The organism is Marinicella gelatinilytica, assembly GCF_026410405.1.
GTDB lineage: Bacteria > Pseudomonadota > Gammaproteobacteria > Xanthomonadales > Marinicellaceae > Marinicella > Marinicella gelatinilytica.
In genome coordinates this window covers 1-12,957 of the sequence record NZ_JAPMLN010000013.1, presented here as the reverse complement: position 1 = coordinate 12,957, position 12,957 = coordinate 1, and the positions used below count along the sequence as shown (strand labels likewise).

Sequence of the window (12,957 nt, the reverse complement as noted above, 5' to 3'; positions counted from 1 at the left end):
TCAATTTGTTTTTGCTTTCTCTGGGCTTTTGAAATAACGATTTGATTAGTGAAATCATAGGGTAATTCAGGATTGTCTTCTATGGCAGCACAGTCTGTTTAGCCCAATGCTCAATTTGCTGTACCGTGCTCCTGTTCATGGCTTGACCCGCCACTTTTGCCATTTTAATGAGATGTGTGCTTATCGATATTGTGCACTTTGACATGTGCGATACAATTTATAAAATAAAATTATTATCATTATACCGACAGTAGAATTTAATTTTATTGAGATATTTACGACAAGCTGATACGTTAACACCATGAAACAAACAACACTCACCATTGAAACGCCAGGGCGGGGCTATTATTTAATCACCGATGAAATTAATTCGGCGCTACAATCAACTTTGGCAAATGTTGACGTGGGTTTATTGCATGTATTTTTACAGCATTCCTCCGCCGGTTTAACCATTAATGAAAATGCCGATTCCACCGTGCGAGAAGACTTTAAGGCCTTTGAGGAACATTTGGTGCCGCGGGATTTTCCTTATCGACATAATTATGAAGGTGATGACGATATATCTAGATACAGTATATAAAAAATAATAAATACCAATAATTAATTTTTTTAATCACTATTTCACAATATATCTGTTTTATTACTATCTTATAAAGTATTATTCTCAATACCTTATTTTATGATTTAGTGATGGGATTGAAGTACTTACAAAAAACAGTACAAATTAACCGTGATGGCAGAAAAGTAAAAACAGCTGTTATTGCTAATCGTTCAACTGCCGCATTACATTTACCAGCAACAGCTTATTTAATAAACAAGTCCATGAAAGGTTTGAAGATTAAATCTGTGGAGAAATATGCTTCAATTATTTTATCCTTAATTGAAGAAGTTGAATTTGATCCAGAAATTGATAGCTTAGATGATCTTAATGATTCAACGATGTCTGCTTATCTTCAAAAGGTTCTATATGAAGAAAGAGGAATATCAGGAAATAGTTTAAACCAACATAAACAGACATTATCTAACTTTTTTTCCTTAGCATTTGATATGGGATACTTAAAGAAACCTAATCGGTTTACTTATCGTATAAGTGATGCAGCTGAATTAGCTCAAGCCAAAAGCCAAGGCAGAGAAAGATCATTAGATCCATACCGGCTATCTGAAAAATACATACCTGCAAAACAGTTCAATTTATTATTATCATTTGAAGCGTCTAAAAATCCATATGTAAGAGCAAGAAATGAAATTATTCTCCGTTTGGGGTATGAAGTTGGTCTCAGAGCTTCTGAGGTTACTTCATTCGAAAACCTTTCAATTGCAGCTATTAAGAAATCTATAAATGATTCAGAGGAAAAAAAGCTTAACGAATTGGAACTGGGTATTTTAGGTAAAGGTGGGAATGGAGGCAAACAAAGAACAGTAGTAATCCCCCCAGCTTTAAAACGTAAAATTCAAAGGTTTATAAAGGCGAATAAAAAACATCTGAAAACTCATTTAATTTGTGACGTAGATGGGAAAGAATTAGGTTCCTGTTATTCATCCACAATATTCAATCGTGCTAAAAAAAACTTAATTAGAAAGCTTGATTTAGAAAAAGATATAAACCACCACTCCAAAGGAAACGTGGAAAGGTGGATAGCTAATACAGGCTGGACATTCCATGCATTGAGACACAGTTTTGCTACTAATTTAGCTATGGAGGTTATTAGCGGAAATAAAAAGCTAGCAAAAGTCTATGTGCAAGAACGATTGGGACATGAGTACGCCAGAACAACATTAATTTATTGTCATTTCGCAGCAGTATTGACTGAAAATATAATTGTTCAGGACCAACTGTCTGAGGAAATAGAAAACACATTAAATAGACCAATAGATCGAGAATTAGTAAATGTGTGACAACAAAAAAAATAAGATTTCGATCACTGAGCACTCAAAAAATTATAATACTAAAGACGTGATTACATTACCTAAACCCGATGACAAAATTTTATGGAGTTGGGGAAATAATATCACTCAAATTCCAGAAGCAAGGCTCAATGACCCTTTTATAACTGCACATGTTAAATATTTTAATTCACAATTCTTTTCTGAAGCTTGCACAGATCAATCTCGCTACATCAAAGCATTCAATATAATACTTACTGTTTTAGATGATAATGATTGGGAGTTTACTCCTCCTCAAATTTTTGGAGCAGTTGTTTCATATTTAAAATCTCAAGATCTTTCTGAAAAATCGATATACTTATATTACACATCTGCAAGGACAGTTTGTCGTCGCGAAAACATAGGATCAGGAAGAGGAATTCAATCATACTCACATCTTTTATCTTTGGTTGAATATTCTAATGAAGAAGTAAAAATTTTAAGGGAAGCGGACTCGTTCGCCCCAATTTTAAATACCCCCATATATACACCTTTTCCTGATTTAATTACTAAATTTGGTTTAGATTGTGATGGAGACGCGCTAATTAAAAGCATCAGATCTTTTTGTATTTACTATTTGTGTGAATGGAGCAAAGTAAGGTGTCAAATTTATGAAAAATATCCTGATGAAGTATGTGAGATATTAAAACACCCAAACAAAGGAAAGCGTTTGTTCTCAAGTGGTAGTAAGAAACATGAACTTACTGAATCTGGCCAACACATACCTACGTTAATTTTTAATATCATAAAAGGTATCAATAACCCAATTTTAAATGAATATTTCACTTCAGCCTACCTGAATGTATTTCCGGATAAAAAAAAATTCGAACCTTCACAAATCATCAAGCAAAGTTACAGTTTTGATAGCTTTACTTCTAACGCTAATGAAACAGACTGGCTTCATGAAATCAATGAGCAATTTATAAGTAAAAGAACTGGCCGTTTAGTTTCGTTGCATTGGGCATACGAAAGACTTAATAGGGTAGGTTATTTGAATGATTCGAAAAGTTATTCTGTTACTTCTGAGTGGTCTGGGTCACTTGCGTCAATTCCATCAATCAAGGATTTTTTTGGAGTAACCACCAGTGAAGAAATCTGTATGGCTTGGCTATTAGCCACAGACCGTCATCAACCTACAAATCTTGCCAACTTGCTTTTAGACGACTTAAAAGTTACCGATAATTCAATATCTACAATTATTGACGTGTACAGCTATAAAGCCCGCAGCGGTAACTCTGCAGGAACTTCATATTCTGAAATGGCAGGAGGTATTTACAAAAAAAACAGTAATATATTCAAAGCCATATCTGGCTATGTTACATGCCTTGAAAAGGCATATGATATGAATGTTTTCAGCAAAACAAATAAAGATGGTGGGAGGCATTTATTTCCCACACTAAGAATTGACTATCATGATGGTTCTGCACCATCAATTCGTTCTACGTTCTTTAATTTCAACAAAACTTCGATGTTAAATTGTGGCATTAAGCTATGTTCAATGTCTGGCAGTGTATCCAACGAATACACACTTAAAGAAGAGCCAAATTCGAAACTATTTTTAGATTTAATAGCAAAGTCTTATATTCTTGGAAGGGAAAACAGTGATTTCAACAATTCAATTGCTGTAAATACCGTTGCACGTCAGGCTGTAAATAATTCAAATGTATTTAATTATTCTTCTGAAGCGATTCCATTATCAGGGAACAGCAAAGCGGAAGTATCATCTGATGAATACGATGAAAAAATAGAGATAGATGCTGCCAAACATAACCATTCTGTTGAAACCAAGTTAAATGTATATGCAGACAGGTTACCAAGCCACCTTGCAAAGTTAGTAAATTTTTCAGCTAGAGTTGGTGATGAAATAGTTAAACTAACATCAGTGCTTAAAGATTCATCTGAGATTTTAACTACCAGTCAATTGAGGGAGAGACTTGGAATCACAACAGTACTTGAAAATGAAATTTCTCAAATGAATGATGAAGTTAACTCTATTATGGAACAAGCTTTCCTTCAAGGTAGCACCCTTGATGATACTGGTTTAATTTATAACGAAGATGGTAAAACTATAATACTTCGTCATCCTTTAACTATAGCAATGATTAAAGGGAAAATAGATGCTATTGACCAACAAATTGAACTACTTGAATACAGCAATGATAATTTACTTCATGAGATGATATCTAAAAGAATGTTTTTAGCATTGGTTTTAGATGAAGCATTTAGCCCTACAGAAATCAGAGAGTCCAATAAGAAATATAAAGGCGTGACTTTCCCATTCAGCGATATATTAGTGTAAAAAATACAATGAAAAATTCAAAATCAAATAAAGTAGTCGCAACACGCATTCAAAATTACCCTGAGGAAAAGGAATTTACTTCATTTCTTATAGATGATCAATGGTTAGTCGTTGACCCAACTAATCCTGACAATTCCACAACATTTAGTTTAAAAAAATTGTTCGAAGGCATGTCCATAGAATATGAAATAACTATGAAGTTGATTATATTAGCTCAACTTAAAACTAACGAAAACAAAATTTATTCCAAAGTTGGATCATTAAAAACTCTGGCTACCCAAATTTCTATATGTACTCGTATCCTCAAAGCAATGGGCTTTGATTCACTTAAAGATATCAATGCAAAAAACGTCAACGATTTTTTTAACCAATTAATAAAAAAAATCGATGGCGATTTGTATGCTATGTGTACAATTAGAGTCGCAGTTATGAAATTTTTAACAGAATCAAGCCGAGCAAACAACAACTATCCGGATGGACCGACTGTTCAGATAACATGGGATGGTTTTTTAGATTCAGTAAAGCCAACAGTAACAAAAGTTTTGTCTTGGCCTGAATGGCAAGCAGGAGGAACCTTGGGTGGATTTCCAATTGAATATGCATTGGTCATTCTTGATGAGTCGTTGAAGATTATTAATGACAAAGAGTCAACGAAAATTGCAAAAGCTCATCTCTATGGAATGAAAAACGCTCAAGTCCAAGACTCCTCAATAAAAATGAAGGACTTTTTTCAAATATTTAATGGACTTTATTTGAGAAAATGCGGGTATGACAAAACTGGTTTTTTCATCGAAAATAATAGAAAGAATGCTTCGAATTTAAAGATTTATCAGTCAGACTCTCTTGCAAAAAAACAGTGGAAGACTTTTACAATTGCAAAATGTATTTATGATAAATATTTAGAGCTGGGAGGTAGATCAGAGGTCTTTAAAAATTTCCTAACCATAGTTAAACTTAACAAACTAATTCAAAATATTTTATATGCTTGTACAGCTAATATACAAATATTATCAGGCATTCGTAAAAGTGAATTAGACTCATTAAAACGTTCATCTTTTAAAAAAGAACTGAATGGAGATTTATTTTTCACTTCATCAATTAAAAAAACAAATCACAGTATTGACACTGTTCGAATGATTTCAAATGTTGCATGGGATGCAGTTGAGCTTGCCAAAAGTCTGCATGTAACTGGGAATCACCAAAATAATGATTCTTCGTTAGATCGGTTATTTAAAATAAACGTTCCATATAGGACAACCCATATATCTGGCAATTCTTGGTGGGGTGATAAAAATAAAACTGGGCTAACATGTTGGATGAATGCAATATTAGTCAAACGAGTAGAAAACATAGATTTGAATTCATTCCCAAATGCGACCTCACATCGATTTAGGCACACCTGGGTAGAAATTGCATTACGAAGGTTTGACGGCAACGTTCCTGAAGCAATCAGGCAATACTTTAGGCACTCGTATGGCTCAAAAAATACCATGGCATATGTGAATGGAAAAGTTAAACAAGAGTTACCTCAACTTGAAAGAGATTATATCAGAGAGTTAATTGGTCGAGCTGCATCTGGGAAAGAGGAATTTTATGGGCCAATTGGTACTTACTTACTTCAAAGAGTCAAAGAGCTAGACGTATTAACTGATGAGAATATTGAAGAACTGGCAAATGAATTTGATGTTTTAGAACCTCATGAATATGGCTATTGTATGATTCGTAAAGAACAAAAAACTCAAGCCAAATGTTATGATAAAAAAACAAATTCACCCAATTATAATGCAGCAAGGTTTAAACACTGTGGTGCTTGTGTAGGCAATTTAAGAATGGCCAACCATAAAGACTCTATTCTGAGGATTGGAATGAGAGAGCAAGAAGTTATTGAATCTAGAAAGTCTAAAGGATTAATGTTTCTAGCTGACCAATCACAAAAAATATTAATGCTATGTGAGTCGGCTATTAAACAAATGGATAACAAAATTCCAGTTAGTATTATTGATGAGGAGCTAAACAATGAACATGTTTGATCTTCCAAATAAAAAAATAGAAATAAGCAGCACTCCTGAATGGGTAAATAACGACAATGAACAACGGGTGTATAAAGCTATTTCTCATCGAATTGAAGAAATAGAAAATCTTATCTCAAAAAGCGAATATCCACTAAAACCTTCTGAGTACAAAATTGCCAAGTCAGTTATCTGTAAAAATATTAAGTTAAGTGGTTCATATATAGCTAAACATAAAGAACTTAATAATTGGGTGAATGGCCATCAACGACGATTAAAACGTTTGGCCTCTGAAATAGAAGTAAATGTTAAAAAGAGAACTTACACAGCCAAAAAACCTGAACAAATGCGTAAGGAAGAGTTGGTTAAGGAGATAAAAAAACTACGCAATGATTTAAAGCAGCGTGACCAGGAGCTTTATGTCGAACAACTGAAGGAATTAATGAATTCTGGTTTAACTGAATCTCAAGTTATTACTCAAGAGAGAATAAAGAGGCTCGAGTTTAAAATCAATCAACTTCAAGAAACTAATGCCGAATTAGAAATCAATAATCAGATGCTATCTGATAACCTTATTGAAGCTATCCGACAATCAAATAAAAATTCTGCAAATCTGAAATCTGTAAAATAAAATTGTTAGACATCATCAAAAAACTATTATGTTAGCTTATAATCAATTATGATTTTTCGCTTTTGGGGACAGTTAGAAAAGCGAAAATTACTTTTATATATAGCTATATTTATTTAAATTGGAATATAAAACCCATGGACAAAGAAAACCAAACACCACTCCAACAAATTCTCAATACCTACCGTTCATCAAGCAAAACAGAGCGAGAAAAAGGAACGTATTTTGAAAAACTCATAATCACCTTCTTTAAATACGAAGCCCGGTATAAAGCGCTTTATAGTGATGTTTGGACATATTCTGATTGGGCCACGGAACAAGGAATTTCAGGTAAGGACACCGGTATTGATTTGGTCGCTAAAACCAAAGGGACTGATGAGTATCATGCCATTCAATGTAAATTGTATGATGAAGGTGCCACGATTTATAAAAAGCATATAGACAGCTTTTTTACCGCCTCCGGCAAGAAGCCATTTTCAAATCGTCTTATTGTTACTACCACAAATAATTGGTCAGATAATGCGTTAGATGCGCTGGAAGATCAACGTCCACCGGTTTCTAAGATTGATCTCAAAGCGCTTGAGGAAAGCCAAATTGATTGGTCAAAATATATACCAGGCCAAGCCCCGGTGCTTCTTACCGAACGAAGTGAGCGAAGTCTTAGAAAGCACCAAGAGCGTGCGTTTAATGATGTTGTACGAGGGTTTAAAGAAGCTGATCGCGGTAAGATGATTATGGCTTGTGGTACTGGTAAAACCTATACCAGCTTGAAACTTGCTGAGCATTTAGCAGGCCCGGGTAAAAATGTATTGTTTTTGGTGCCAAGCCTTAATTTGCTATCTCAAACGCTGACTGAATGGACTCAATTCAGTGAAACGCCCATCACCAGCTTTGCAGTTTGTTCCGACAGTGATGTCGGTAAGAAACAAAAAGGCGATGATCGAAACATGCTCATTCATGAGCTTGAATACCCATCGACCACAGAAGCCAGCAAGCTGGGTGAAGCCGTAAGACAAACCAAATCTAACGCGGCGACCAAAGATACCATGACGGTTATCTTTTCTACTTATCACTCAATTGATGTTATCAGTAAAGCGCAAAAAGAATATGGGCTTGACGATTTTTCTTTAATTATTTGCGATGAAGCTCACCGAACAACAGGTGCAACATTTGAATCTGAGAGTGAAAGTAAGTTCGTAAAGGTTCATAACAATGATTTTATTCGTAGTGATAAGCGGTTGTACATGACTGCTACGCCTCGGATTTATGCAGATATCGCCAAAGCGACAGCTGAAACTGAAAACACTGAATTGTGCTCGATGGATGATGAGGTCTTATACGGTCGTAACTTTCATGTTATTAATTTCTCTGAGGCAGTTAGACTTAATCTTTTAACCGATTATAAAGTAGTCGTTTTAACCATTGATGAAGCCCATGTTAGCCGTCGAATACAAGGCTTACTTTCAGATGAAAACAACAGCCTAAAAGTAGATGATGCTGCCAAAATTATTGGTTGCTGGAAAGCCTTAAGTAAACAAAGTGCCGGTGATGATTTCGCTCATAATGAAGATCCAATGAAAAGAGCGGTTGCTTTTTGCCAGGTTATTGAACCGAACCAGAACGCTAAAACACATAAAGTCAGCTCAAAACAAATCGCCGGCATGTTCCAAGAAGTCATTGATGCCTACCAGGAACAAGATGATAACGACATTGATCTTGCTTGTGAAACAGAACATGTCGATGGCAGCATGAATGCCAGCATAAAAGAAAGTAAATTAAACTGGCTTAAAGCCGAACCACCTGAAAACACCTGTCGTATTTTAAGCAATGTTCGCTGTTTGTCTGAAGGGGTTGATGTGCCTGCTTTGGATGCTGTTTTATTTTTAACACCGCGTAATTCTCAAGTCGATGTTGTGCAATCAGTTGGACGTGTCATGCGCAATGCACCCGGCAAAAATATGGGATATGTCATCTTGCCTGTGGTCATACCGGCCGGTATGAGCCCGTCAGAGGCTTTAAACGACAATAAGGTGTACAAGGTCGTCTGGGACGTTTTACAGGCTCTACGGTCACATGACGACCAATTTGACGCCATGATTAATAAAATGGACTTAATGGAACAGCGACCATCTAAAATGGAAGTCGTGGCCATTACCGATAAAGTCACAAAGCCTAGCAAATCACCTTCCAAACCTAAGTCCAAAGGCCAATACAATATAGGCAGTGAGGAAGATAGAAAACACTTCACCAAAGACGATCAACAAAAATTGGAGTTTAGCGTTGGGGAAATTGAACGCGCGCTCTATGCGAAAGTGGTTAAAAAGTGTGGGAACCGGATGCACTGGGAAGACTGGGCTAACGACATTGCTAAAATCGCAAAGACTCACATCACCCGCATAGAAACAATCGTCAAGGACGCTGAACGAAACCCTCAAGATGCAAAAGCCTTTAATAATTTTGCCGATGAACTGCGAGATGATTTAAACGACAGTATCACCGATGATGAAATTATAGAAATGTTGGCGCAGCATTTAATCACCAAACCGGTATTCGACGCTTTATTTGAAGACTACAGCTTTGCCAGTAATAATCCAGTTTCAAAAGCCATGCAAAATGTGCTTGATCGACTTAACGAGCATCATCTTGATAAAGAAGCCGATACGCTTAATAAGTTCTACTACAGCGTCCAAATGCGAGCCGAAGGTATCGACAACGCTGCCGGCAAACAAAAGATTGTGGTTGAGCTTTATGACAAGTTCTTCAGAAACGCATTCCCGCATATGACTGAGCGATTGGGGATTGTTTACACTCCAGTTGAGGTTGTAGATTTCATCATTCAAAGTATTAACGATCTGCTTAAACAGGAGTTTGATTTATCTCTTGGTGATAAGGATGTTCATATCATTGACCCATTTACCGGAACCGGCACGTTCATTACCAGGCTATTACAAAGCGGTTTAATTACCAAAGATCAACTTGAGCATAAATATAAAAATGAAATCCACGCCAATGAAATTGTATTGCTTGCCTATTACATAGCCGCCATTAACATCGAAGCTGTTTATCACGGCATTATGGGTGGTGATTACAAGCCATTTGAAGGTATCTGTTTAACTGACACCTTTCAGATGTATGAGCAGGATGACATGATCAGTGACCTACTCACTGATAACAGCGACCGTAGAAAGCGGCAAAAGAAATTAGATATACGGGTTATTATAGGGAACCCTCCATATTCTGCGGGTCAAACTTCTGGAAATGATAATAATGCAAATGTAAGTTACAAACAGCTAGATGAGAGCATTAGTAATAGTTATGCACTTAAGTCTTCCGCAACAAATAAAAATGCCCTATATGATTCTTATATTCGTGCGATACGTTGGGCATCAAATCAACTGAATAAAACAGGTGCAGGAATAATCGGTTTTGTAACAAATGCGGGATTTTTAGAAGCCAATACTGGTGATGGAATAAGAAAATGTCTAGCTGAGGAGTTCAGTTCAATATATGTGTTTCATTTAAGAGGCAATGCGAGAACGTCAGGCGTACAAAGGCAGAAAGAAAAGGACAATGTTTTTGGTCAAGGAACCAGAACCCCTGTTGCTATAACAATTATGGTTAAAAATCCAAATGCCAAACAACATAGCCAGATATTTTGGCATGACATTGGGGACTACTTAAGTCAGGCTGAAAAACTTGCAATTGTCCAAGAATTTGCAAGTATTGGTGGAATTACAAAAGCTAATAAATGGCAACCAATAACGCCTGATAAATACGGTGATTGGGTTAATCAAAGAGATGACAGTTTTAGTAAATTCATTGTAATTGGTGAAAAGAAAAATAATGAACTAATACTTTTTAAAAATTACTCTAGAGGGCTTGCAACAAGTCGAGACGCATGGGCCTACAATTCATCCAAAAACTCATTAAAAAAATCTATTTGCAAAACATTTAATCACTACAATGGTGAACTAAACCGATATTTAAAAAGTGAGGAGATTAAAAACCAGCCGTCTTCATTAAAAGAGAAAGAAAGGTATATAGCTGATTATTTTGACAATCCTGATAGCTCTAAAATAGCCTGGTCTCGAGACTTTAGATATGATGTTGCTAGAGAAGATGTTAAAAAATTTGATAGCTGCCATCTTGCACACTCTTGCTATCGTCCATTTACAAAACAGTGGCTTTACTTTCATGGCTCCTTAGTAATGGAGCTATATCAAATGCCTAAGTTTTTTCCATCTGCAAAAAGCAATAATTTAGTTATTTGTGTAACTGGAAAGGGTGCATCAAAAGCATTTTCAGCATTAATAGTAAATGTTATACCTGATCTCCAGCTTATATTTAACGGACAAGGCTTTCCACTTTATCACTATGAGAAGACAAAAAACATTTCCGATGAGGAAATTCTGATTGGGAAATCTGATAAGATTGATGAAAGTGAAATAAGCTACCAAAGAAAAAATGCCATAACAGATGATGGTCATAGACACTTCCTCAAAGCCTACCCAGACGAAAATATCAGTAAAGAGGACATTTTCTATTACGTATATGGCTTATTACATTCATCCGATTATCGTAGCCGCTTTGAGATGAACCTATCCAAAGAGCTTCCACGAATCCCACGGGTTAAAAAAGCCAAAGACTTTTGGGCCTTTAGCCAAGCAGGACGAGACCTAGCTAAATGGCATTTAGATTTTGAGGAAGCGCCTATTTATAAATGTGATATAGAACTCAAGAAAGGCAAAAAGATTACTGACCTTACCGCAAAAGATTATTACGTCAAAAAAATGAAATTTGCGCGAACTAGAAACTCTGAGGGCAAATCTGTGCCGGATAAAAGCACCATTGTTTACAACCCTCACATCACCCTTAAAAATATCCCATTAGAAGCTTATGACTATGTGGTTAACGGCAAATCAGCCATCGAATGGGTAATGGAAAGGCAAGGTGTTAAAACGGATAAAAAATCAGGAATAACCAACGATGCCAATGATTGGGCCATAGAAACAATGGACAACCCCAAATACCCACTTGAACTACTCCAGAGAATCATAACAGTCAGCTTGGAAACCAATAAGATTGTTAATTCACTACCAAAACTCGATATATGATTGGTAAATTAACTAATCTGGGTTTTTTGAAACTATCAAACTGGGAACTTCTTGATGGGGACTTGCATTGTGATTTTTGTGAATACGCCAATGAAAAGAATCTTTTGTATGCTTATGTGATTGATAGACAGATTAAATATATTGGCCAAACAGTGATGGAATTAAAACAAAGACTGTATGGATATAAAAAGCCGGGTCCAACACAAAGCACAAACATCCGGTTAAACGAATTAATTAAAAACGTAATCATAGATGGTATGACTAGCCCCCCATAAACGCTACCAAAGCTAAAGAGAGTATAATAACTTTAACTTTGGAGCAAACCAATGAAACGAAAAAGATATACAGAAGAACAAATTGTTAGGATTTTGAAAGAAGCAGAAACGCAAGGCAATGCAGCCGAGATTATTCGGCGTGAGAACATAGCCCAGTCCACATTTTACAAATGGAAACAAAAGTATTCAGGTATGGCTGTTTCAGATGTCCGCAAAATGAAACAACTTAGCGATGAAAACCGCCGGCTTAAAACTATCATCGCCAATCAAGCCTTAGATATTGAGATGCTCAAGGAGGTTAACTCAAAAAAGTGGTAGGCTCTCGCCAAAAGAGGATGGCTGCTGAGCATTTAGAAAATAAATTCATTGCCCAGAAAGCTAAAATTAACTAAAAACCATTGAAATAAATGGGGCGTTCATATATGTCCCAGATTATTTCCTTTAATTATTGAGACGTGTATATGAGACTGTGCAATTCAAGCTCATGGTCATCACATTTTGCTGAGTGGTCATGTATCAGAAAACGAACGTTTTATGAAACATATAATAGTCACCGACTAGTGCATTAGATAAACGTAAGCGCCAAGCGAACCCCATTCTACTATTTTTCTGATGTCTGATGCACACTGTGTGTTTTTAACACAGTGAATTACATGAGCAAAACTTACCGAAGCAAAGAACAATGGATTGAGCTTATTCAAGCCCATAA

General features: G+C 35.9%; 9 protein-coding genes. 8 read left to right on the top strand and 1 reads right to left on the bottom strand.

The features are described 5' to 3' along the window. Positions 1-79: 79 nt before the first annotated feature. Entirely contained in the window at positions 80-205 is a 126-nt protein-coding gene (locus tag OS173_RS13415) for a TA system antitoxin ParD family protein (RefSeq protein WP_407659817.1), read from the bottom strand. A 96-nt stretch (positions 206-301) separates the two neighbouring features. Here OS173_RS13415 and OS173_RS09140 point away from each other — a divergent pair, with 96 nt between their 5' ends. The 8 genes from OS173_RS09140 to OS173_RS09105 all read left to right on the top strand — a co-directional run bounded on the left by OS173_RS09140 (position 302) and on the right by OS173_RS09105 (position 12,566). Continuing rightward, positions 302-580, top strand: a complete 279-nt coding sequence (locus OS173_RS09140) for a YjbQ family protein (protein WP_267183977.1) — start codon at positions 302-304, stop codon at positions 578-580. Between the two features lie 116 nt (positions 581-696). Beyond that, positions 697-1,896, top strand: a complete 1,200-nt coding sequence (locus OS173_RS09135) for a tyrosine-type recombinase/integrase (RefSeq protein WP_267183976.1) — start codon at positions 697-699, stop codon at positions 1,894-1,896. Positions 1,897-1,954: 58 nt separating this feature from the next. Next, complete coding sequence (locus tag OS173_RS09130; RefSeq protein ID WP_267183975.1) at positions 1,955-4,222, top strand: hypothetical protein; 2,268 nt, start codon at positions 1,955-1,957, stop codon at positions 4,220-4,222. Positions 4,223-4,230: 8 nt separating this feature from the next. Beyond that, positions 4,231-6,252, top strand: a complete 2,022-nt coding sequence (locus tag OS173_RS09125; protein WP_267183974.1) for a site-specific integrase — start codon at positions 4,231-4,233, stop codon at positions 6,250-6,252. Then, positions 6,239-6,862 (top strand): hypothetical protein, encoded by a 624-nt coding sequence (locus tag OS173_RS09120; protein ID WP_267183973.1) that lies wholly within the window; start codon positions 6,239-6,241, stop codon positions 6,860-6,862. Before OS173_RS09125 ends, OS173_RS09120 begins: the two co-directional genes overlap by 14 nt. A 134-nt stretch (positions 6,863-6,996) precedes the next feature. Next, entirely contained in the window at positions 6,997-11,973 is a 4,977-nt protein-coding gene (locus tag OS173_RS09115; protein ID WP_267183972.1) for a DEAD/DEAH box helicase, read from the top strand. After that, positions 11,970-12,248, top strand: coding sequence for a GIY-YIG nuclease family protein (locus OS173_RS09110; RefSeq protein WP_267183971.1), 279 nt, complete (start codon positions 11,970-11,972; stop codon positions 12,246-12,248). The genes OS173_RS09115 and OS173_RS09110 overlap by 4 nt, the downstream gene beginning before the upstream one ends. A 51-nt stretch (positions 12,249-12,299) precedes the next feature. After that, on the top strand, positions 12,300-12,566 hold the full coding sequence (locus tag OS173_RS09105; RefSeq protein ID WP_188366037.1) for a transposase: 267 nt from the start codon (positions 12,300-12,302) through the stop codon (positions 12,564-12,566). Positions 12,567-12,957: the final 391 nt, after the last annotated feature.